Source organism: Actinacidiphila paucisporea (genome assembly GCF_900142575.1).
Taxonomy (GTDB): Bacteria; Actinomycetota; Actinomycetes; order Streptomycetales; family Streptomycetaceae; genus Actinacidiphila; species Actinacidiphila paucisporea.
On record NZ_FRBI01000005.1, the window covers coordinates 1 to 22,636 of the forward strand.

Here is a 22,636-nt window from a genome sequence, read left to right on the forward strand (position 1 = left end):
ACCGGTACGAGCACGGGTACGTCGGCGGGTACGAGTTCGGGTACGTCGGCGGGTACGACCGGTGGTACGCCGCCGCCGAGTGCGGGGTGCTCGGCGACGTATCGGACGGTGAACGCGTGGACGGGTGGTTACCAGTCCGAGGTCACGGTCAAGAACACCGGTAGTTCGGCGATCTCGGGGTGGACCGCGTCGTGGTCGCAGCCCGCGGGTGACACGATCACCAGCCTGTGGAATGCCGTGCAGGGCAGCTCCGGTGGCCTGACCACGGCGAAGAACGCACCGTACAACGGCACGCTCGGTGCCGGGGCGAGCACGACCTTCGGCTACACCGTCAACGGCGGAGCCGCGCCCACCCTCACCCTGAGCTGCCAAGCGAGCTGACCCGCACGACAGGAGCACCGCCGTGACCACCACAGCACAAGGACCGGCAGGCCGGCTCGGCCGGACCACCGGGTCCGTCGTCGAGACCACCTGCCAGGTCGGCTCGTATCTGGCGCTGACCTTCGACGACGGACCGCACCCGGTCCACACTCCGCACCTGCTGTCCGTGCTCCGCGAGCACGGGGTCACGGCGGTCTTCTGCCTCTGGGGCGCCCACGCCCTGGCCCACCCGGAAGTCGTCCGCGCGATCGTCGCCGGCGGCCACCGGCTGGGCAACCACGGCATGCACCACGACGACATGTCGGACTGGCCGGCGGAGCGGATCGAGGCCGACCTGGTGAGCACCACGGCGGCCATCCGCGCGGCCGTCCCCGGCGTGCCGATCCCGTACTTCCGCGCCCCCTTCGGCAACTGGGGGTGCACCCCCGAGGTCGCCCGCCGCCTCGGCATGCTCCCGCTCGGCTGGCGCGTCGCCGCCGAGGACTGGGAGCCCCCGGGCACCCCCGAGCTGGTCCGCCGGGTCGAGTCCCGCCTCACCCCCGGCGCGGTCGTCCTGCTGCACGACGGCGGCGGCGACCGCTCCCAGACCGTCGAGGCGGTCGCCGCCCTCCTGCCCCGCCTGACCGCCCGCGGCTGGCGCTTCACGGGACCTTCCCGCCGCACCTGAGCCGCCGGCCGGCCCACCGGCCGCACACGCCCCGCGCACCGCCCCAGGCACCGGCCGGCACACTGACCCGCACCGGCCCGCGCGGCGAAACCGCAGGTCAGATGGCCACCATTCACCCGAATGGCCCCTGGTGGCTGTCGGCGCACCCGGAACGGGCCGAGCGTGGAAGGTATGCGACCGCTCAGGATAAAGCTGGTGTCGTCGCTTCTGGCGCTGGCCTTTCTGGGGGCCTGCTCGGCCCCAGACCGTCCGGTACAGAGGCAGCGGCACACCCGCGCCGTCCTGCACCCGTCGATGCTGCGGCCCGTGGTCATCGGGCGTACGGCGTGGCACGCCGACGAGGCAGCGGTGCGCAAGGGGCTCGTCTACGACCACTCGGTCAAGGCGGTCTTCGTGCACCACACGGACAATCCCAACGACTACGACTGCAAGAAGGACGTGCCGGCGATGCTGGTCGCCCTTCAGCAGCAGCACATCGCGCTCGGCTGGGACGACCTCGGGTACAACTTCGTGGTCGACCGCTGCGGCGGCATCTACGAGGGCCGCAGTGGCAGCGCGCAGCGCGACGTGCGCGGCGCGCACACCGAGGGCTTCAACACCGACACCATCGGCATAGCGGCGCTGGGCAACTTCGGGGCGGGCCGGAAGGTGCCGCGGGCGATGCTCCAGGCCATCGCCGAGATAGCCGCCTGGAAGCTGGACCCGTCGGTCGACGCGACCGGCAAGGTGCGGCTGGTGTCCAGCAACGGCGGAAGCCGCTACCCCAAGGGCACGGCGGCCACGCTGAACGTGATCTCCGGGCACCGCGACGTCTTCGAGACCACCTGCCCGGGGCAGGCCCTCTACGACGCCCTGCCGTGGATACGGAAGACCGCCGCGGCCCTGCGGCAGAAGGCGACGTGGGCCGGCTGAACCCTGTGGGCGCGGCGGCCCGCCCCGTATTCTGGGGCCACGGGGGTGGTCTCATGGGCCTGGGAGATCTGGTCGACAAGATCGGCGACAGCGGCGAGAAGCTGCTCGGGAAGGCCAAGAAGAAGGCCGGGGAGCTGATCGACGACGGGGCGCACCTCGTCGGGGACGGGCTCGACCACGTCGGTCTGCACGACGCGGCGGACTGGGTGGACGACCACGGCGACGCGGTCGCCGACCAGTTGGGGGCCGAGGTCGCCGAGCAGCAGCTCGGGCAGACCGAGGACCCGAAGGAGCTGCTGCACGGGGACTCGGCGAAGATCCGGGCCGCCGCCGAGCATCTGGCCAGGTTCCACACGGCGTTCGAGACCGGGCACAGCGGGCTGATCCACCTCGACCCGGGCAGCTGGGACGGCGACGGAGCCGAGGCCTTCCGGGCGAAGTTCAAGCCCCAGCCCGCGAAGTGGGCGAAGGCGTCGGCGGCCTGCCAGGACGCCACCGACGCGCTGACGGCCTACGCGCACACCGTGGACTGGGCGTTGGGCCAGGCGAAAGAGGCGGTGCGGCTGTGGAAGCAGGGTCAGGCCGCCCGCAAGACGGCGGCGGACGCCTACAACGCGAAGGTCGACCGCTACAACTCCGACCTGGACGCCTACAAGAAGTCCGGTGACGGCCAACCGCCGGTGAAACCCGCGGACTTCGTCGACCCGGGCGCCAAGGACCGGGCCACCGCGAAGGACACCCTGGACTCGGCCCGCAGGCAGCGCGACACGGCGGCGGGCGAGGCCGAGTCGAAGATCAGGACGGCTGCCGCGCTGGCGCCGGAGAAGCCGGACTTCACCGACCGGATGAAGAGCGACGGCGGCGACTTCCTGAAGTCCGCGCCGATCCAGGTCGAGCATTTCGCCGGCGGCCTGGTCCGGTCGGGCACCGACCTGCTGAAGTTCGTCCGCGGCCTGAACCCGTACGACCCGTACAACCTCACCCACCCCGCGCAGTACCTGACCCACCTCAACTCCACCGCCGCCGGCCTGGTCGACATGACCGCGCACCCCGAGCGGCTGCCCGGCATGCTGCTCGGCAGCGGATGGGGCTCCGACGGCGACGAGGCGGGCGGTCGCCTGATCGGCAACATCCTGATGGCGCTCGCGACCGACGGCGGCAGCGCGGGAGCCAAGGCCGGCGTCGAGGGCGCCGGCAAGGAGGCGGGCGAGGACGCGGCGGCCAGGGCGGCGGCCGAGGACCCGCTGAAGTCCGGGATCCGCAAGGCGGCCAAGGACTGCGTCACCGACCCGGTCGACATCGCGACCGGCGACATGCTGCTGTCGCAGACGGACCTGTCGCTGGCGGGCACCCTGCCGCTGGTGCTCGATCGCACCCACCTGTCGTCGTACCGCACGGGCCGCTGGTTCGGGCCGTCGTGGGCGTCGACGCTGGACCAGCGGCTCGAACTGGACGGCCAGGGCGCGGTCTTCGTCGCCGACGACGGGGCGCTGCTGGTCTACCCGGTGCCGGCGGCGGGTTCGCCGGTGCTGCCGGTGGAGGGGCCGCGCTGGCCGCTGGAGTGGGACGGGGTGCCGGGCAGCCCGGTGCGGATCACCGACACCGACACCGGCCGCACCCTGCACTTCGCCGCCGTCGCCACCGCCTCCCGGCCTCGCGGCGGCCCGATGCTGCTGCCGCTGGCCGAGGTGAGCGACCGCAACGGCAACAACTACCGGATCACCTACGACGCGGCCGGCGTCCCGGCCGGGATCAGCCACTCGGGTGGCTACCGCATCACCGTCGAGAGCCGGGACCGCCGGGTGACGGGCCTGCGGCTGGTCGGCGCGGACGGGACCGGCACCCTGGTCCGCTCGTTCGGCTACGACTCCGCGGGGCGGCTGACGGAGGTCGTCAACTCCTCCGGGCTGCCGTACCGGTTCACGTACGACACCGCGGGCCGGATCACCTCCTGGACCGACCGCAACGACAGCACCTACCGCTACGGCTACGACTCCCTCGGCCGCTGCGTGCGGACCGAAGGCCCCGACGGCTTCCTGGCTGGCACCCTCGGCTACGACGGCGCCACGCGGACCACGACCTTCACCGATTCCCTCGGCAACCGGCGCACTTACCAGCACGACGCGGCCTACCGGCTGATCCGGGAGACCGACCCGCTGGGCCACACCACCGTCCAGGAGTGGGACGCGGCCCACCGGCTGGTCGCGGTCACCGATCCGCTGGGCGCGACGACCCGCTACGGCTACGACGACGCGGGCCGCGTCACCGCCGTCGACCAGCCGGACGGCACCCGCGTCACCGTCGCCTACAACGCACTGGGCCTGCCGGTGGAGGCCACCGAAGCCGGCGGCGCCACCTGGACGTACGGCTACGACGAGCGCGGCAACCGGCTCACCGCGACCGACCCGCTCGGCGGTGTCACGCGCTCGGTCTACGGCCCTGCCGGGCAGATCCTGTCGGTCACCGACCCGGACGGCAGCACCCGCGCCTACGTGACGAACGCCGCCGGCCTGGTCACCGGCACGACCGACCCGCTCGGCCACCGCACCGCCGTCGAGCGGGACGCCTTCGGCCGGGTCACCGCCGTCACCGACCAGCTCGGCCACACCGTGCGGGCCGCCTGGACCGTCGAGGGCAGGCCGCTGTGGCGGCAGGGCGCGGACGGGGTGCGGGAGACCTGGACCTGGGACCCCGAGGGCAACCTGCTGGCCAGGACGGACCGGGCCGGGCGGACGACCCGCTACGCGTACACGCACTTCGACCTGGCCGCGACCCGCACGGACCCGGACGGCAGGGTCTATTCGTTCGGCTACGACAGCGAACTGAACCTGACCCGGGTCACCGGCCCGGGCGGCCTGCACTGGACCTACGCCTACGACCCGGCGGGACTCCTGACGTCCGAGACGGACTTCAACGGCCGCACCCTCGGCTACGCCCACGACGCGGCAGGGCGCCTCGCGGTCCGCACCAACGGCGCCGGGCAGACCCTGGCCTACACCCGCGACCCGCTCGGCCGGATCACCGAACAGCGCACGCCGGCGGGGGAGTCGACGACCTACGCCTACGACGCCGACGGCCTGCTCGCGGCACTGTCCAACGCCGACGCGGAGGTGACGTACGAACGGGACGCCCTCGGGCACCCGTTGCGGGAGACCGTCAACGGCCGTACCACCCGCTACACCTACGACCCGGTCGGCCGCCGCACGTCCCGCACCACTCCCGGCGGCCACACCTCGACCTGGACGTACGACGCCGCCGGCCGGCCTGCCGGGCTCGAAACGGCCGCCGGTGCGCTGGAGTTCACCCATGACGCGGCCGGGCGGGAGACCGGGCGCCGCATCGCCGACGCCTTCGACCTGGACCAGGTGTGGGACCCGGCGGGCCGCCTCGTCCGGCAGAGCGTCGCCGCCGGTCCCGCGCCACGGCACCGCGACTACACCTACCGCCCCGACGGCTACCTCACCGAGATCCGCGACTCCGCGGGCGCCCGCCGCCGCTTCGCCCTGGACCCCGAGGGCCGGGTCACCGCCGTCGACGCGGCCACCTGGACCGAGTCCTACGCCTACGACCCGGCGGGCAACCTCACCCGGCACAGCGCCCCCGGCGCCGACGAGCCCGGCACCGACCACCACGCCGGCACCGACGCCCCCGGCACCCGCGAATACTCCGGCACCCGCATCACCCGCGCGGGCCGCACGACGTACGAGCACGACGCCCAGGGCCGCCTCACCCGCACCACCCGCCGGCTGCTCAACGGCCAGAAGCGCGTACGGACCTACACCTGGGACGCCGAGGACCGCCTCACCGGAACCCATGGCGACGGCACCGCCTGGCGCTACCGCTACGACCCGCTCGGCCGCCGTATCGCCAAGCAGCAACTGGGCCTTGACGGCAGCGTCCACGCCCACACCGACTTCACATGGGAGGGCACCCGCCTCGCCGAGCGGACCGCCCCCGGCGGCGGGACCACCACCTGGGACTACGCCCCCGACTCCCACCGCCCGTTGGTGCAGACCGAGAACGGCACCCGCTTCTACGCCGTCGTCACCGACCCCGTCGGCACCCCCACCGAACTGCTCACCGCGCAGGGCGAGACCGCCTGGCGGATCAGCACGCCCCTGTGGGGCGGCGGGCCGGCCACCGCGACCGCCGCCGACTGCCCGCTGCGCTTCCCCGGGCAGTACGCCGACGACGAGACCGGCCTGCACTACAACCTGCACCGCTACTACGACCCGCACACCGCCCGCTACCTGTCCGCCGACCCGCTCGGCCTGCTGCCCGCCGACAACGACTACGCCTACGTCCACAACCCCACCGCGAGGACGGACGTGCTCGGCCTCGCGGACTGCGAGAAGGCGCTCAAGGTCGCCGACAAGGTGATCGAGCGGGCGCAGGCCGGCAAGATGCGCAAGGCGTCGAACTACCACCCGCACTTCCCCGACGACCAGCGCGTGCTGGACATCCTCAAGAACCCGGACGCGATCTACCAGTCGCAGGGCGGCGCGGGAAAGCTCATCTTCCGGCAGGGCGACGACATCGTGGTCGTCAAGGGCGGCGGCGCCGGCGGCGGCGATGTCATCACCGGATACGGCCCTTCGGGGATCAAGGGCGACAGCGGCGCGAAGGCGCTGGGCGGCAGACCGGAGGACCCCGGCGATCCGATCACCCACGACGACATCATCAACGGCAGAATCAAGGACACGAACGGCAACTACATGCCGCCCGCGATCCAGATCCGCTGACGAGGTGGCGAAGCTCCCGTGGACGTGAACGTGAAGGTACTGCTGACGGACACCGCTGCCGCCGAGGTGTCGGGACCCCCGCTGTCCGCGCCCACCCGGCTGCGGCCCGTCGACGCCTCGCTGTCCGTCGGCGGCGGCGCGGAACCGGCGGACCGGGAGCGGGAGTTGGCCGAGACGTTCGGCAGCGCCCCCTGGCTGTGGGCGGAGGCCGACACCGTGCGCTTCCGCGCCGCCGACCGCCGGCTGCGGAGCCTCTTCCTGCGGCTGCCGGACCTTCCCAGCCCCGATCCGCTGCTCTGCGAGCAGTGGACGGTGGCCCCGGTGGCCACCGGCGGCCTGGTGGCCGACCGGGCCGAGGACTTCGCGCTGCCCGCGGCCGCCTACCGCTGGACCGACCCGGCGGGCCGCCACCTGGTGTGCCTGGGCGCCGATCCCAGGACCCGGGCCGACGCGCAGCGGATCGCGGTACGGATCGCGGACGGCACGCACCTGCTGCTCAGCGACGGCCTGGTGACCGGCTGGATGGTGACCGACCCGGCCCGCTACCTGGCCGACGGCTGGGAGGAGCCCCCCGCCACCCCGCCCGACGCCACCACGGCCCTGCTGCTGCGCGACTGCCTGGCCCTGACCGAGGGCCCGGCCTACGACCTCCTGGACAGCGGCGACGAGGCGTCCTGCGCCCGGCTGCGCGACCTGGACCGCCGGGTCCGCGCCCACACCGCCGCGGACCCGGCGCGGATGTCCGTCCTCGGCAAGGCGGTCGAGCGGCTGCTCGAAGACGTCTGCTGACCCGGACGGGGCTGCCTCCGCACGCACGCAGGCCGGCCCGGGGAGGACCCGGGCCGGCCTGCGTGCCGGTGCTGTCGCGCGCCCTGACCTACCTCAGGGTGATGGAGTAGAGGCCGCGGCCGTGCGTGGCCGCGTAGATCCGCCCGTCGGGGCCGGACTTGAGCTGGAGTACGGCGACCGCCGGCAGGTGGCCGAACCGGCTCCAACCGGTACGGTGCGGTGCCCGGTAGACCACGCCGAGATCGGTGGCGAGGGCCAGTCCGCCGCCGGGCAGCGCGAGCAGTGAGTCGGCGGGCACGTCGGGCAGGTTCGCCGAGATGTCCTTCCACGTGGTGCCGCCGTCACGGGACTCGAAGACGTGGCCGATACCGGCGCCCGGTCCTTCGGTCCAGTGCCGCGAGAAGCCGTTCACGGCCAGGTAGACGTGGTCGGCGTTCGCGGGGTCGATGGCGAATCCGGACAGGTAGCGGTTGGGCACGGTGCCGTCGACCGGCAGGTCGACCTGGTGCCAGCCGGTGCCGTCGGCGTTGCCGACCGCGATGCCGCGGGTGAAGCCCTGGTTGTTGCAGGGGCCGCACCAGGCCGCGTAGACCTTGCCGCCCTGAGCGGCGACGGCGGTGGCGGTGTGCCCCTGGCCGAGGTCGAAGGCGTCTGTCCACTCGTCGCCGCTGCGGATGGCGTAGCCGTGGGTCTGCACCCACACGTGCCGTCCGCCGGCGATCCAGGTGTCGCTGTCGCGGGTGTCGGCGGTCAGCGGGGCGATGAAGCGGGCCTCACCGGTCTCGTTGTCCGGCGGCGCCACGGCGTAGCTGGTGGTCTTCGTCGGGTCGTCCACCCAGGCGCCGTTGTTGACGGCGCAGTTCTGCGTGACGTTGACCGCGAGGTAGACGTACTCCTGGGCGATGTTGCAGCCGTTGGCGGGGTCGGTGAGGGTGTCGCCGCCGTCGCCGCCGAAGTTGGAGCCCATCACCTTGTCACCGGAGCGCAGGATGGACTGGCCGTTGTCCTGCAGACCGCCGTTGACGGCGAGGCCGTGACCCGCCGGGTCGCGCCCGATGCCCACCGAGTAGTACTGGAGGGTGTCGATGGTGCCGTCGCTGGTGGACACCCAGTCGGTGCCGTGCCCGTCGGCGTCCTTGCTGCCCTTCAGCGGCCGCTTGTAGACGCCGCCGTCGTCGCCGACGTAGACGTACGGCTTGCCGTGGTAGCTGCCGGCGGCCACCGCGTGCTGGTCGGCGTGCACGGTCTGGTTGCAGTCACCGGTCTGCTTGGCCGGGTCGATACTCCAGCAGGAGAAGCCGAAGTTCCAGTACGGTCCGACCGCCGACCAGTCGGTGCCGCCGTTCCCGGTCTCGAAGACCTCTTCGAGGCCGGCGTAGACGTGGTCGGCGTCGGTCGGGTCGACCTGGAGGAATTCGTTGTACCAGGCCTGGACGCCGGGCATGAAGCCGGGCGAGTCCAGTGCGGAACCGGCGGCGGCCAGCTTCTCAGTGTCGGCCGTCTTGGTCCAGTTGCCGAACGGGTCGCCGTTCTTGGAGACGTAGATCCCGTCGAGGTTGCTGTCGGGGTCGGTGGCCAGCGCGGTGGGCGACTGGTTGATCAGGTAGTAGCGCGAGCCGTCCGCCGAGCGGGCGAAGGTGACGTTGCCGACGTTGCCGGCGTCGGTCGGCAGCGCGCCGAGCGAGGTGACCCGGGTCCAGCTGCCGTTCACCTTGCGGTAGAAGCCGTTGTAGGTGTCACCGCTGCGCCAGCCCACCGCCAGCAGCACGTTGGACGGGTTCTTCGGGTCTATCGCCACGTCGTTGGCGATGTTCTTGTACGGCGCGTTCGGGTCGCTCGCCTGCGAACCACCCGGCAGGTAGGTCGGGTTGGGTGCGAACTCCAGCTTCCACGGGCCGCGCAGGTTCGTCGTGGAGTGGCTCCACACGCCCTTGCTGGTGGACGCCCACACCGTGCTGCCGCCGAAGCGCAGCGTGTGGACCGTGGTCGAATCCAGCTCGCTGCCGCCGACCCGGTCGCGCGCGGTGAAGGTGTCGCCGTGCGGGTGCGTGAGCACGTACACGCCGCTGCCGAGATACGCGTCGGCGTTGGTGGTCGCCTCGCCGGTCCCCAGCCACAGCCGGCCCTTGCCGTCCAGCGCGAGCGCGCCGGTGGCCTGGGTCGGCAGCGCGTCGCTGATCGGCTTCCAGTGACCGCCGCCGGTCGCCGAGCGCCACACGCCGCCGCCGGCGCTGCCCTCGTAGACGTAACCGGCGTCGTCGGCCGCGAGCGCCGCCGCGCGGCCTGTCACCAGGCCTGCGCCGCCGCTGGAGTTGGAGTCGAAGTCGCGGTAGCGCGGGTCGTCGGAGTTGTACGGCAGGCCGGTCAGGTGCTGCCAGTTCCCGCCGGTGGTGGGCAGCTTGTTCAGCTGGTCCCAGGCCGCGGAGAAGGCACCGGGGGCGATCGTGCCCGGCGACGTCCTCGCCTCGGCGAACTGGTCGGCGCCCTCGGCGATCTCGTCGGCCTCGCCGCCGCCGTCGCCGTCCCCGCCGCCGTCCTCGTCCTGCGCGGTGACGGCGGTGAAGGCGTGCGGCTTGGCCGACGGGCGCCCGGGGGCGGCGCCGGCGGGCAGGGCGACGAGCGCGGCCAGCGCGGTGGCGGCTGAGATCGTCAGCCACCGTCTTTTGCGGGTGGAAGCGTGCACGGGACCTCCCGGGACAGACCTTGGATGGGACAGCTCGGAGGTCAACCGATCATGCCGAGCGCCCGGCATGCCCGGATGGCGCGAAGTCTTGGCCAAAATTTTGGCAAGTACCTGCCACTGCTGCCCCGGTGGTCAGGGCGCGGCGGCGACGTAACGCGTCCAGATGGCCGCCGGGAAGGTGCTGCCGGTCCTCTCCCGCGGGCGGCTGCCGGTAATGCCGGTCAGCGGCTCCACCTGCTGCGACCTGGGGTCGATACGGAAGAGGGCGACGGCCGTCGACACCTTCGGGGTGCAACCCACATACCAGGCCGAGGTGTTGTCGGGGGCCGTCCCCGCGGTGCCGGCCCGGCCGCGCGCGGTGGCCAGCGCCGCGGTCACGTCGGCGGCGACCGCGGGGGTGAAGGGGTGGGTGACGGCGGGGGATCGCAGCGGGAGGCGCTGCCCGTCGCGCGTGACGCGCAGGACGGAGTAGGGGGCGGTGTGGGTGCCGCCCGCGGCGAAGGTGGCGTAGGCGCCGGCCATCCTGATCGGGCTCGGGGTGGCGGTGCCGAGCGAGAAGTCCGGGGTCTGCGCGCCGAATCCGCTGTCCGGCAGCAGCCCCGCGTCGACCGACGCCTGCCGCACCCGGTCCAGGCCGACGTCCATGCCGAGTTGGACGATCGGCCCGTTCACCGAGGACGCCACCGCCTTCCGCAGGGTGATCCGCCCGTAGGAGCGGTGCCCGTCGTTGGCCACCCGCACGATCTTGCCGTCCCGGCTCCAGTAGGGGCCCTCGGGGGTGTGGACGGCCGCCTTGTCGTCGCCGTCGTAGAGCGTGTCCGGCGTGACCGGTGTACGGGGGGCGTCACGGGTCAGCAGCACGCCGTCGCGCAGACCCGCCGCGTAGACCAGCGGGGCGAAGGCCGTACCCACCGGCACGATCCCGATGTTGGCGTCGTCGAAGCCCTGCTTGACGTAGTCGGGGCCGCCGTAGAGGGCGAGGATGCGGCCGTCGGTGCCCACCGAGGCGGTGCCGACCCGCACATCGCGGTCGGCGGCGCGCTGCGCCGGGCGCAGCGCGGCGAGCTGTCCGCTGACCGCGGCGGCCAGGGCGTCGACCCGGGGCCGCTCGAAGGTCGTGTAGACCTGGTAGCCGCCGCGGTCGAACTCCGCGTCGGAGATGCCGCTGTGCGCGGAGACGTAGGCCCTCGCGGTGTCCACCAGGTAGCCGGTCTGGCCGCTGAGCCCCGCCGGCCGCGGCGGCGGCTTCGGCTCGGGGAAGACGGTGTAGGAGGCCCTCTCCTCGGGCGAGAGCCGGCCGATCTTCACCATCCGGTCCAGCACCCATTTCCAGCGCGCCACCGCACGGCGGTGGTTGGCGGCGCTGAGCGCCGGGTCGTACAGTCCCGCGCCCTTGAGCAGGGTGGCGAGGAAGGCGCCCTCGCTTGCGTTCAGTTGCGAGACGTCCTTGCCGTAGTAGGCCTTGGCGGCACGCTGCACCCCGTAGGCGCCGCGCCCGAACCAGCTCGTGTTGAGGTAGCCGTCGAGTATCCGCTGCTTGCTCATCCGGCGGTCCAGCTTGACCGCGATGAAGATCTCGGTGGCCTTGCGCGAGAGCGTCTGGGCCTGGCTGAGGTAGACGTTCTTCACGTACTGCTGCGTGATGGTGGAGCCGCCCTGCGTCTGGCCGCCGGTCGCCATGTCGGTCACCGCGCGGGCGATGCCCCTGAGGGAGATGCCGGAGTCGGAGTAGAACGACGCGTTCTCGGCGGCGAGCACCGCCCACTGGACGTCCGTCGGGATGCGGTCCAGCGGCATCGACTGCCGGTCGACCGGCCCGACCCTGGCCATCTCGGTGCCGTCGGCCCAGTAGTAGACGTTGTCCTGCTGGGTGGCGAAGGCGTTGAGGTCGGTCGGTATCCGGGTGCGCTGGTAGCCGTAGCCGACCAGCCCGACGAGCAGCAGCATCACCCAGCACAGGGCCAGCAGCCCCTGCCGCCACCATCGCCTCGGGCGCCGCAGATCCGGCAGCCCCGGACCCCGCCACGGCGCGGCGGCCCACGCCCCCAACCGTCGACGGCCCCCACGTGGCGACGCACCGCCACCACCCCAGGCGCGCGGGGCACCATCCGACCTGCGACTGCCGCCGTACGGCGACGCACCGCCACCACCCCAGGCGCGCGGGGCACCATCCGACCTGCGACTGCTGCCGTGTGGCGACGGACCGCCACCACCCCAGGGGCGCGGGGAACTGCGCGCCCAGCCGCCACCGGGGCGCGGGTCGCCACCGTCCGAAAGGGGCTGTTCGGTCCGTGCCGGACCACCGGCCGGTGGAGGGCTGGGCGCGCCCGCGCGGCGGCAGCCGCAGATCGGACGGCGCCCCGCGCCCCTAGTGGGCACCGCCCTGCGCAGCAGTGCCCTACGCAGCAGTGCCCGGCGCACTGCTGCGGCTCGCTTCCATGCCTGCCGGCCCGGCACATCCTCACCTCCTGAACAGTCGCGGCGCGGGCTGGGCGCTCGACCGCCGGGCCACCGTAGGAGCCGAAATGGGGCGGGACCGGGATGGGAAGGCGACAGCTCCGTAACAGCCGTGCGTGAAGGGGCGGTTGCGGTTCCGTGACACTTCGGTCCAGGGACGGTCACCTGCGGATCGCAGGGTCGCCCCCATGAGTGCTGCCCGGATACGACGCCTTCTGCCCCGCATCGGCGACGGCCGCAACCGTCGCAGGACCGCCCTGCTCTGCGGTGTGCTGTGCACCGGCCTGCTCGGTACGGCCGCTGCCGTCACCGTCGGGCACGAGGGCGGCGGCGCCGCGCCCGCCCGGGAGCGCACGGCTCCGCAGCACAAGGCACCGCAGAAGCAGAAGCAGAAGCAGCAAAAGCAGAAGCAGCCGACCACCCCCGCATGGGACGGCAAGGTGCGGGTGATCGGCGACGGATCGACCTCCGACTCCGGGCCGCAGCCGCACCAGCCGACCCCGCACAAGCTCAAACCCGGGGAGAAGCCCCCGCAGTTCGTGGTCTTCTCCTGGGACGGCGCCCTGGAGAACGACGACCACCTCTTCTCCCGCTTCCGCAAGGTCGCCGAGCAGAACGACGCCCATATGACGTTCTTCCTCAGCGGCATCTACCTGCTGCCCAATGGCAAACGCAGCCTGTACAAACCGCCGCAGCACTCCCCCGGCGCCTCCGCCATCGACTTCCCCACCGACGAGCACATCCGGTGGACCCTGTCGGAGCTGCGGCACGCCTGGGAGGACGGCGACGAGATCGGCACCCACTTCAACGGCCACTTCTGCGCGCCCGACCCGGGCGGCGGCGGGAAGTGGAGCACCGCGGACTGGCGGAGCGAGATCGCGCAGGCCTACTCCTTCGTGGAGCACTGGAAGACCGACACCGGCTTCACCGACATCCCGCCGCTGCCCTTCGACTACTCCGAGGAACTCGCCGGCGGCCGCGCCCCCTGCCTGGAGGGCCAGCAGAACCTGCTGCCGGCCGAGAAGGCGAACGGGTGGCGCTACGACGCCAGTTCGCCCGGTGACTTCCAGACGTGGCCGGCGAGGAAGGACGGGGTGTGGAATTTCCCGCTCCAGCTGATGCCGTACCCGCAGGCCGACTTCCAGGTGCTGTCGATGGACTTCAACTTCCTCTACAACCAGTCGGGCGGCGACGTCACCGAGGGCGACCCGGCGCACTACCCGACCTGGGAGAGGCAGGCGCGGCAGGGCTACCTCAACGGCTTCGAGCGGGTCTACAACGGCAGCCGGGCGCCACTCTTCATCGGCAACCACTTCGAGACGTGGAACGGCGGCATCTACATGCAGGCCGTCGAGGACGTCGCCAAGGACGTGTGCCACCGCAAGGGCGTGCGGTGCGTGTCGTTCAAGGAGCTGAGCGACTGGCTCGACGTCCAGGACCCGGCGGTCCTGGCGAAGCTGCGCACCCTGGACCCGGCCGAGTCTCCCGACTGGTCGACGTTCCTCAAGTGACCCTCAGTGACCACTGGCCGGGTTATGTGATCGTCCCGTAACAGTTCTCCCGGGGTGCGGCCCACCGTACGGATACTGAGGTCATGCCACGACTGCTGCTCATCGAGGACGACCGCGCTGTCCGCGAGGGCGTCGAGCTGGCGCTGCGCCGGCAGGGCCACGACGTCGCCGCGGTGGCCACCGGCGAGGACGGGATGGACCGGCTGCGGTCCTTCCGGCCCGACGTGGTCGTGCTCGACCTGATGCTGCCCGGGATGACCGGTCTGGAGGTGTGCCGGCGCATCCGGGCCGACAACCAGGTGCCGATCATCATGGCGACCGCCCGGGGCGACGACGTCGACATCGTCGTCGGCCTGGAGGCGGGCGCCGACGACTACGTCGTCAAGCCGGTGCAGGCCCGGGTGCTCGACGCCCGGATACGGGCGGTGCTGCGCCGGGTCGGCGGCGGCTCCGACGGCGGCGACGGCCTGCCGCAGCCCGAGACGCACGACGACCTCAGCATCGACCGGGCCGGCCTGACCGTGGCCCGGCAGGGCGTCCCGGTGCCGCTGGCGCCCTCGGAACTGCGGCTGCTGCTGATCCTGTCCGCCGCGCCCGGCCGGGTCTTCAGCCGGCAGCAGCTGCTCGAAGCGGTCTGGGAGCACAGCTACCACGGCGACTCGCGGCTGGTGGACGCCTGCGTCAAGAGGCTGCGCACCAAGCTGGGCGAACCGCCGGGCCAGCCGCGCTTCATCCGCACGGTGCGCGGCTTCGGCTACCAGTTCAGCAGGTTCACCGACCCGGCGCGGCCGGCGTCCCGGTGAGGCGGCGCCTGCCGCTGCCGGGCGGCGGGCTGCGGATGCGGCTGGTGGTGGCCTTCGCCCTGGTCGCCGTCGTCGCCACCGTCACCACCGGCGCCCTGACCTTCCGCGCGGCCCGCACCGACCTGCTCCAGCAGGGCCAGGACACGGTGATCACCCAGTTCAGGGACGGCGTCGACAGCGTGGCACCCGGCGTGTCCTTCCCGCCGACCCGCTCCGACCTGCAAAGCTTCGCGACCCAGGTGGCCCGCACCCAGCGCACCGCCGACTGGCGGGTCATGGCCACCTACGGCGACCTGAGCGCGACCTCCCAGGTCGGCGACGGCTTCGCCGAGCTGACCCCGGCGATGCGCGACTCGGTGGGCACCCGGGCCGCCACCGTCTTCCAGCGGGTGGCCACCGGCCACGGCCCCGCCCTGGTCGTCGGCATCCCGGTGCGCTTCGGCAGCACGCTCTACGACGGGTCGGCGGACTCCTCGGGCCTCGCGGTCTTCCTGACCGTCCCGCAGGACAGCGAGCAGGGATACGTCGACGCGCTGGTCGCCGCGGTCGAGCGGGCCACCGTGCCCGCGCTGGTGGTGGCGGTGCTGCTGGCGCTGCTCGCCGCCCGCGGGGTGCTGCGGCCGGTACGCGCCCTGCGCAGCGCAACCCGGCAGATCGCCGAGGGCCACCTGGAGACCCGGCTCGCCGTGCACGGCTCCGACGAACTCGCCGGCCTCTCGCACACCTTCAACGACACGGCCGCCGCGCTGGAGGAGTCCGTCGCGGAACTGCGCCGGATGGAGGCCCGCGCCCGGCGCTTCGCCGCCGACGTGTCGCACGAACTGCGCACCCCGCTGGCCGCGATGGCCGCGGTCACCGACGTGCTGGACGAGGACGCGGCGCACCTCGACCCGGACACGGCCACCGCGGTACGGCTGATCAGCGAGGAGACCGTGAAACTGGCCCGGCTCGTGGACGACCTGATGGAGATCTCCCGCTTCGACGCCGGCGCCGCCGACCTGCACCTGGACGAGGTCGACCTCGCCGAGTCGGTACGCCGCTCGCTGGCCTCCCGCGGCTGGCAGGACACCATCGGCACCCTGCTGCCGCCGCCCGACACCGCCCGCGGCCGGGTCGACCCGCGGCGGCTCGACGTGATCGTGGCCAACCTGGCGGGCAACGCGCTGCGGCACGGCGAGGAGCCGGTACGGCTCGCGATGACCGTACGCGAGCCGCCGGGCGCCCACCCGCTGGCCGTCATCGAGGTCATGGACAGCGGCCCCGGCATACCCGACGACGTACTGCCGCACGTCTTCGACCGCTTCTACAAGTCGGACACCTCCCGCACCAGGACCGAGGGCAGCGGCCTCGGCCTGTCCATCACCGCGGAGAACGTCCACCTGCACGGCGGCACCATCACCGCCGCCAACCGCCCCGGGGGCGGCGCCGTCTTCACCGTCGCCCTGCCGCTGCGCAGGGACGTATGAGCGCCCGGGGCGCCGCCGCGGTGACGGCCGGGCTGCTGCTCGGCGGGCTGCTCGCGGGCTGCGGCATCCCCACCACGGGCGTGGTCGAGGCGGGCGAGCCGGCCACGGGGGTGCACCAGGACGTGGTCCTCTACTTCGTCAGCGCCCAGCACGGCGCGCTGTCCACCGTGCGCCGCAGGGCGGACTCGCGGGTCGACGCGGCCATGGCCGTCAGAATGCTGCTGGCGGGCCTCGCCCCGTTCGAGCAGAAGATGCTCGGCCTGACCACGGACCTGCCGCCCGCCACCGCGACCGTCCGCACGCACGGCGGCGCCGTGACCGTGGATCTCTCGACCGCGGCGGGCAGGCTCGCCGGCGCGGCCGTCGACCAGGTCGTCTGCACGGTGCGGGGCGCCTTCGCGGGCGCCGGCGCGGTGACGGTCACCGTCACGGTCGGCGGCGTCCCGGCGGCCGGGTCCCATCGCGACGCCCCGTGCGCCGTGGGCGACGCCGTCTGGTGGCCGGGCACGCCGGGAGTGCCGACCGGCAAGCCGCGGGGCCCGGTCAGCGGCCGGTGAAGAGCGAGATCATCAGCGCCCGCTCCTCCTCGGTGAAGGGCGGGTCCGCCGACTGCTCCGGGTGCACCGGGTAGAGCACCCTCGCCAGGACGTCGGGGCGCAGCAGCGCGGCCTGCCCTGCTGACAGGCTCAGCACGTCGAGCAGCGCGCGGGCGGCGCCGCGGCGGTGGGTGGCGGCGAGCATCAGGCGGTCGGTGTAGCCGTTCATGACGGCGCCGAACGGGCCGGGGCTGCGGCCCTCGGCGCCCGGGTAGCGCAGGTCCTGCGTGCCGGCCAGCGCCCAGGCCGCGTCGGCGGCACGGGACGCGGCCCGCTGCACCCGCCTGGCGAGCCCCGGCCCGGGGTCGCGCGCGACCTGCTCGCGCAGCAGCAGCGCGTGCTGGGCGGCGACCGACATGCCGTGCCCGTAGAGCGGGTTGTAGGTGGCCAGCGCGTCGCCCAGCACGACCAGGCCGTCCGGCCAGACCCGCATCCGCTCGTAGCGGCGGCGCCGGTTGGCGGTGCTGTGCGAGACGGTCACCTCGGTCAGCGGGGTGGCACGGGACAGCAGGTCGGCGATCACCGGGTGGCGCAGGCTCCGCGCGAAGGCCTCGAAGCCGGCCGCCTCCCCGGTGGGCCGGCCGCCCTGGGTGCCGGACAGCGTCACCAGCCAGCGGCCGTCCTCGACCGGCAGGATCGTGCCGTTCAGCCCGGGTACGGGCTGCCGCGGGTCGGCCTGCACGTTGACCGCCGGGAAGCCGTCCGTCCCGGGCGGTGCGTGGAAGAGCCGGCTGGCGTAGCCGAGGCCGGAGTCCACGACGTCCGTGCGCACGGCGGGCAGCCCGAGCCGGTCCAGCCAGCGCGGCATGGCCGAGGCGCGGCCGCTCGCGTCGACCACGAGGTCCGCCTCCAGCGTCTCCTCGCGCCTGGCACCCCGCACCACGACGCCGGTGACGCGCGTGGAGGTGCCGCGAAGCCCCAGCGCGGCATGCCCCGGCAGCGTACGGACCCGGGGCTTCCTGACCACCAGGTCCCGCACCACCCAGTCCAGCAGGTCCCGGGTGCACGCCAGGAAGTGCTGCTGCTCGGGGAAGCGGGTGATCCAGCCGCCGGAGGTCAGCACGACCAGGTCCTTCGGTACGGCGATGTGCCGGGCGCCGGCCTTGAGCAGGCGCTCGGTCGCGCCGGGCAGCAGTGCCTCGACCGCGCGCGCCCCGCCCGACCACAGCAGGTGCGCGTGCCGCGCCTGCGGTACCCCCTGGCGCGGCAGCGGGCCGTGCGGCATATCGTGCCGTTCGACGACGGTGACTTCCATCGTCTCGGCCAGCGCGCCGGCCGCGAGCATTCCGGTGAGGCTCCCGCCGATCACCAACGCCCGCCCCCGGGGCGCCCGTCGGCCCCGCTCCCCCCGCATCCGCCCTCCCACGCCTCTCGCCCGCCCCAACGTTCGCACCCCCGCAACGCCGCGGCAAGCCCGGCCCCGCACTTGCGCCGGAGCGGCGGCCGGCCGGACCCGCGGAAGGGGGGTCTGCCACTCCCAGGAACCGCGGGGTACTGCCCGGCGGGCCGCGTCCGGGGGAAGGTGGAGGAGTCCGTGCGTGAGGCACCACGAAAGGCAGCACCATGACCGCAGCGATCGCAGGGGGCGTGTTCACCCCCACCGCCGCACCCGACCTGACCCTGACCCGGATGGGGTACGGGGCCATGCAACTGGCAGGGCCCGGCGTCTTCGGGCCGCCCAAGGACCGCGGCGAGGCGATCGCGGTGCTGCGGACGGCCGTCGAGCTCGGGGTGACGCATATCGACACCAGCGACTTCTACGGTCCTGAGGTCGTCAACGAGCTGATCAAGGAGGCGCTGCACCCGTATCCCGAGGGCCTGCACCTCGTGACCAAGGTGGGCGCGCGGCGCGACAGCGCGGGTGCGTGGCTGCCGGCGCTGGACCCGGAGTCGCTGCGGCAGCAGGTGAAGGACAACCTCCAGCGGCTCGGCCTGGACGCGCTGGACGCGGTCAACCTGCGGGTCGGCGGAATCGAGGGGCCGGCCAGCGCGCCGCTGGCCGAGGAGTTCGGCGTGCTGGCCGAGCTGCGGGAGCAGGGGCTGATCCGGCACCTGGGGCTCAGCAACGTCACCTCGGAGCAGCTGACCGAGGCGCAGCAGGTCGCCCCGGTGGTGACCGTGCAGAACCTCTACAACATCGCGAACCGCGCGGACGACGCCCTGCTCGACCGGTGCGCGGCCGAGGGCATCGCCTTCGCGGCGTTCTTCCCGCTGGGCGGCTTCACCCCGCTGCAGTCGGCGACCCTGGACTCGGTCGCCGCGCGGATCGGCGCGTCGCCCCAGCAGACGGCGCTGGCCTGGCTGTTGCAGCGTTCGCCCGCGACCGTGCTGATCCCGGGCACGTCGTCGGTGGCGCACCTGCGGGAGAACATCGCGGCGGCCGGCCTGGTGCTGCCGCCGGACGCGGTCGCCGAGCTGGACGCCGTCTGAAACCCCTGCGGGAGTCCCGCTATACGCCATGTGTATAGTTCCCCGCGGTCCGCCCGAACGGGCGAGCGACCACGGAAGTAGGGGGGAACTCCCGCATGCGGAGCACCATCACCGCGCGGCGCGTCCGTACGCTGGCCGCACTGCTGACCACGGGGGCCGTCGCCGTCGGCCTGAGCGGCTGCGACGGCTACGACGCGACGGCCCCGGCGAAGGCCAGGAGCCAGGTCGCGGCGAGCGGTGCCGCCGCCTTCGCGCCGGGCCCCGGCGGTGGCACGGTCGACTGCCGCAAGGCCACGTGCGTGGCCCTGACCTTCGACGCGGGCCCGAGCGTCCGCACCCCGCAGATACTGGGCCTGCTGGACAAATACCACATCCACGCGACCTTCTTCACGCTCGGCAAGAACCACGTGATGAAGCATCCGGAGATGGTGAAGGCGATGGCCGCGCAGGGCGACGAGGTCGAGACGCTCACCTGGTCGCACCAGATCCTCACCAAGATCAGCAAGGACGAGGTCCGCAAGGAGATCACCGAGGGCCGGGACGCGGTCGAGAAGGTGATCGGCGTACGCCCCACGCTGCTGCGCCCGCCGCAGGGCCGCACCAGCGGCACGGTCACCGCGATCGCCAAGGACCTCGGCATGGCGGAGGTCGTCTGGAGCGCGGACGGCGCGGACTACCGGACGACCGACTCGCAGCTGATAGCCAAGCGGATACTGGACCACACCAAGCGCGACGGCATCATCCTGCTGCACGACCTGGTCGACCCGACCGGCAAGGGCTACAACGGCACGATCGCGGCCGTCCCCGCCATCATCTCCACGCTCCAGGCCCGCGGTTACACCTTCGTCACCGTCAAGCAGCTGCTGGCTCCCGGTACTCCGCAGCCCGGCAAGGTCTACAAGTAGCGGTCCGCGAGCGGTCACGGGCGGCGGTCACAAGTAGCGGGACATTACACGAGATGTCACCGCCCGATGGTTAAAGGTCCAGCTAAGGACCACCTTTCGCGGTTCCCTCCTCCTTCGAGTGGCGTGCACACTACAGCCCGGCGGCCGTCAACTCCGGTCACTGGACGGTCCTGTCCCGCTACGAGCCACACGTTGGAGCAGTCATCACCGAGATACAACAACCCCGTGCCGTGCGGGCCGCCGTGGTGGCGGCGGCCTCGCTCGCCCTGGCGTCCGGCGCCCTGCTGGTCGCCGCCCCTTCACAGGCGGCCGGCGACGCCGCGCCCGCCGCGAAGACCATCACCGGCAGCCATCCCGCGTGGGCGACACCGGCGGGCGACGCCGGGTCCGTACCGGCCGGGAGCGAGATCACCGGCACCGTCTACCTGGCCGGCCAGGACCCCGCGGGCCTCACGGCGTACGCCACCGCGGTCTCCGACCCGGCGAACGCGGCCTACGGGCACTTCCTCAGCCCGGCGCAGTACCAGGCGCGGTTCGGCGCCACGCCCGCGCAGGTGCGGGCGGTCACCACGTGGGCGACCGGCGCGGGCCTGAAGGTGGTGGGCAGCACCCAGCACGCGGTCACCGTCAAGGGCACCGACACGGCGATCACCAAGGCCTTCGGCACCGGCATCCACCAGTACCGCGTGGGCGGGCAGCTGCGGCACGCGCCGGCCCGCGACGTCACCGTCCCGGCGTCGGTGTCCTCCGCGGTCCTCGGCGTCAGCGGCCTGAGCACGGCCGGCGCCAAGGCCAGGCCCGACTCGACCCGGGTGGACGCCGCTCCCCGCGCGGCCGCCGGCGGCTCCGCGGCCGGCCCGGCGCGGCAGGACGCGGGCACCCTGCCGGCCACCGCGACCTGCTCCGACTACTGGGGCCAGAAGTCCACCACCGCGGGCCCTGCGGGCTACTCCAAGGGCGCGACGCCGTTCGACCAGTGCTCGTTCTACCCCTCGCAGCTGCGCAAGGCCTACGGCATCACCGCGTCGGGGCTGACCGGCAAGGGCGCGACGATCGCGATCGTGGACGCGTACGCCAGCTCCACGATGCTCGCCGACGCCGACCGGTACGCGGTCGGCCACGGTGACAAGGCCTTCAGGAACGGCCAGTACACCGAGTACGTCGACCAGGCGAAGTGGCAGGACCAGGACGCGTGCGGCGGCCCCGAGGGCTGGGCTCCGGAGGAGGCGCTCGACGTCGAGATGGCGCACGGGCTCGCGCCCGACGCCGACGTCGTCTACGTGGGGGCCAACTCCTGCAACGACGACGACCTGCTGACCGCGATCACCACGATCGTGGACCGGCACCTGGCGGATGTCGTCTCCAACTCGTGGGGCGAGATCATGCACACCAGCGACAACCTCGACGTCTCCGCGTCCGAGATCGCCGCGTACGAGCAGGTGTTCAAGCAGGCCGCGGCCGAGGGCATCGGCATCGGCTTCTCCGCCGGCGACTGCGGCGACAGCAGCCCGCTGGCGGCCGCGACCGGCGCCAACTGCCAGAAGGACACCACCCGGGCGCAGGCCAACTGGCCCGACTCCGACCCGTGGGTGACCTCGGTCGGCGGCACCGCGCTGGGCATCAGCGACAAGTCCGGCAGCTACGGCTTCGAGACCGACATGGGCACCCTGCGCTCCAACCTGTCGGCTGACGGCACCAGTTGGGTCCCCGCGGTCCCGGCACCCTTCTACTTCGGCGGTGGCGGCGGCACCAGCGAGGACTTCGCGCAGCCGGCGTACCAGCGGCGTACCGTGCCCGGTTCGCTGTCGCACACCCTGATGACGGGCGCGCACAGCCGCAGTGCGATGCGGGTCACGCCCGACGTGTCGATGGTCGGCGACCTCTACACCTCGGTGCTGGTCGGCATCTCCGACGGCGACGACTACAGCGAGGGCGGCTACGGCGGCACCAGCGTCTCGTCGCCGGAATTCGCCGCGGTGCAGGCGGACGCACTCCAGGCCAGGCACCACGCCATCGGCTTCGCCAACCCTCTGCTGTACGCGCACCCCGACCGGCTGCGTGACGTGGTCGACCAGAACGCCGCGCACCACGCCAAGACCCCGCTGAGCAGCATCGTGGACTTCGGCACGATCAACGGCGCGCTGACCGCCCGCCTGGTCGCCTTCGGCCAGGACACCTCGCTCAACGCGGTCCGCGGCTACGACGACGCGACGGGCCTGGGCACCCCGACCCTGTCCTACCTCCGCTCCCACTGACCGACCCCGACCCCCGGATCCGGGCCCCGCGACCGACGC

Annotated in this window: 15 protein-coding genes; 12 read left to right on the top strand and 3 right to left on the bottom strand. The window is 73.1% G+C overall.

What is annotated here, in order from left to right:
* The 5 genes from BUE44_RS09735 to BUE44_RS09755 all read left to right on the top strand — a co-directional run.
* Window positions 1–381: cellulose binding domain-containing protein (locus BUE44_RS09735; RefSeq protein ID WP_200804383.1), on the top strand; the 381-nt coding region annotated here is incomplete at its 5' end.
* 22 nt (window positions 382–403) lie between these two features.
* Window positions 404–1,048 (top strand): polysaccharide deacetylase family protein, encoded by a 645-nt coding sequence (locus tag BUE44_RS09740; protein WP_073496256.1) that lies wholly within the window; start codon window positions 404–406, stop codon window positions 1,046–1,048.
* Window positions 1,049–1,243: 195 nt separating this feature from the next.
* Window positions 1,244–1,960, top strand: coding sequence for an N-acetylmuramoyl-L-alanine amidase (locus BUE44_RS09745; protein ID WP_235001995.1), 717 nt, complete (start codon window positions 1,244–1,246; stop codon window positions 1,958–1,960).
* Window positions 1,961–2,013: 53 nt separating this feature from the next.
* Window positions 2,014–6,702, top strand: coding sequence for a putative T7SS-secreted protein (locus BUE44_RS09750; RefSeq protein ID WP_073496260.1), 4,689 nt, complete (start codon window positions 2,014–2,016; stop codon window positions 6,700–6,702).
* Window positions 6,703–6,720: 18 nt separating this feature from the next.
* Window positions 6,721–7,491, top strand: a complete 771-nt coding sequence (locus BUE44_RS09755; RefSeq protein WP_073496262.1) for a hypothetical protein — start codon at window positions 6,721–6,723, stop codon at window positions 7,489–7,491.
* 88 nt (window positions 7,492–7,579) lie between these two features.
* Here BUE44_RS09755 and BUE44_RS09760 read toward each other — a convergent pair whose 3' ends face one another.
* Complete coding sequence (locus tag BUE44_RS09760) at window positions 7,580–10,174, bottom strand: beta propeller repeat protein (protein WP_073496264.1); 2,595 nt, start codon at window positions 10,172–10,174, stop codon at window positions 7,580–7,582.
* A 132-nt stretch (window positions 10,175–10,306) separates the two neighbouring features.
* Complete coding sequence (locus tag BUE44_RS09765; RefSeq protein ID WP_079189628.1) at window positions 10,307–12,121, bottom strand: transglycosylase domain-containing protein; 1,815 nt, start codon at window positions 12,119–12,121, stop codon at window positions 10,307–10,309.
* 698 nt (window positions 12,122–12,819) lie between these two features.
* Between BUE44_RS09765 and BUE44_RS09770 the strand changes: the two genes are divergently transcribed.
* From BUE44_RS09770 to BUE44_RS37405, 4 genes are all read left to right on the top strand, one after another.
* Window positions 12,820–14,142, top strand: coding sequence for a polysaccharide deacetylase family protein (locus BUE44_RS09770; protein WP_235001996.1), 1,323 nt, complete (start codon window positions 12,820–12,822; stop codon window positions 14,140–14,142).
* A gap of 83 nt (window positions 14,143–14,225) precedes the next feature.
* Window positions 14,226–14,945, top strand: coding sequence for a response regulator transcription factor (locus BUE44_RS09775; protein WP_073496266.1), 720 nt, complete (start codon window positions 14,226–14,228; stop codon window positions 14,943–14,945).
* Window positions 14,946–14,980: 35 nt separating this feature from the next.
* The gene (locus BUE44_RS09780) at window positions 14,981–16,411 is read left to right on the top strand and encodes a sensor histidine kinase (RefSeq protein WP_073496808.1); all 1,431 of its coding nucleotides are present in this window, start codon (window positions 14,981–14,983) and stop codon (window positions 16,409–16,411) included.
* On the top strand, window positions 16,408–16,968 hold the full coding sequence (locus tag BUE44_RS37405) for a GerMN domain-containing protein (RefSeq protein WP_073496268.1): 561 nt from the start codon (window positions 16,408–16,410) through the stop codon (window positions 16,966–16,968). Before BUE44_RS09780 ends, BUE44_RS37405 begins: the two co-directional genes overlap by 4 nt.
* Here the strand turns inward: BUE44_RS37405 and BUE44_RS09790 are convergent.
* The gene (locus tag BUE44_RS09790; RefSeq protein ID WP_073496270.1) at window positions 16,955–18,361 is read right to left on the bottom strand and encodes an NAD(P)/FAD-dependent oxidoreductase; all 1,407 of its coding nucleotides are present in this window, start codon (window positions 18,359–18,361) and stop codon (window positions 16,955–16,957) included. The genes BUE44_RS37405 and BUE44_RS09790 overlap by 14 nt on opposite strands.
* A 209-nt stretch (window positions 18,362–18,570) precedes the next feature.
* Here BUE44_RS09790 and BUE44_RS09795 point away from each other — a divergent pair, with 209 nt between their 5' ends.
* From BUE44_RS09795 to BUE44_RS09805, 3 genes are all read left to right on the top strand, one after another.
* Window positions 18,571–19,437, top strand: coding sequence for an oxidoreductase (locus BUE44_RS09795; RefSeq protein ID WP_073496272.1), 867 nt, complete (start codon window positions 18,571–18,573; stop codon window positions 19,435–19,437).
* 95 nt (window positions 19,438–19,532) lie between these two features.
* Window positions 19,533–20,342, top strand: coding sequence for a polysaccharide deacetylase family protein (locus BUE44_RS09800; protein WP_073496274.1), 810 nt, complete (start codon window positions 19,533–19,535; stop codon window positions 20,340–20,342).
* Window positions 20,343–20,572: 230 nt separating this feature from the next.
* A complete protein-coding gene (locus tag BUE44_RS09805) occupies window positions 20,573–22,597 on the top strand; it encodes a S53 family peptidase (protein ID WP_079189629.1) in 2,025 nt (674 codons plus the stop codon).
* Window positions 22,598–22,636 lie beyond the last annotated feature (39 nt).

What these genes read in the sequence shown, in the direction of transcription:
- BUE44_RS09750 (WP_073496260.1), top strand. Translation starts at nt 2,014, where the DNA reads ATGGGCCTGGGAGATCTGGTCGACAAGATCGGCGACAGCGGCGAGAAG.
- BUE44_RS09765 (WP_079189628.1), bottom strand. Translation starts at nt 12,121, where the DNA reads ATGCTGCTGCTCGTCGGGCTGGTCGGCTACGGCTACCAGCGCACCCGG.
- BUE44_RS09770 (WP_235001996.1), top strand. Translation starts at nt 12,820, where the DNA reads ATGAGTGCTGCCCGGATACGACGCCTTCTGCCCCGCATCGGCGACGGC.
- BUE44_RS09775 (WP_073496266.1), top strand. Translation starts at nt 14,226, where the DNA reads ATGCCACGACTGCTGCTCATCGAGGACGACCGCGCTGTCCGCGAGGGC.
- BUE44_RS09780 (WP_073496808.1), top strand. Translation starts at nt 14,981, where the DNA reads ATGCGGCTGGTGGTGGCCTTCGCCCTGGTCGCCGTCGTCGCCACCGTC.
- BUE44_RS37405 (WP_073496268.1), top strand. Translation starts at nt 16,408, where the DNA reads ATGAGCGCCCGGGGCGCCGCCGCGGTGACGGCCGGGCTGCTGCTCGGC.
- BUE44_RS09790 (WP_073496270.1), bottom strand. Translation starts at nt 18,361, where the DNA reads ATGCGGGGGGAGCGGGGCCGACGGGCGCCCCGGGGGCGGGCGTTGGTG.
- BUE44_RS09795 (WP_073496272.1), top strand. Translation starts at nt 18,571, where the DNA reads ATGACCGCAGCGATCGCAGGGGGCGTGTTCACCCCCACCGCCGCACCC.
- BUE44_RS09800 (WP_073496274.1), top strand. Translation starts at nt 19,533, where the DNA reads ATGCGGAGCACCATCACCGCGCGGCGCGTCCGTACGCTGGCCGCACTG.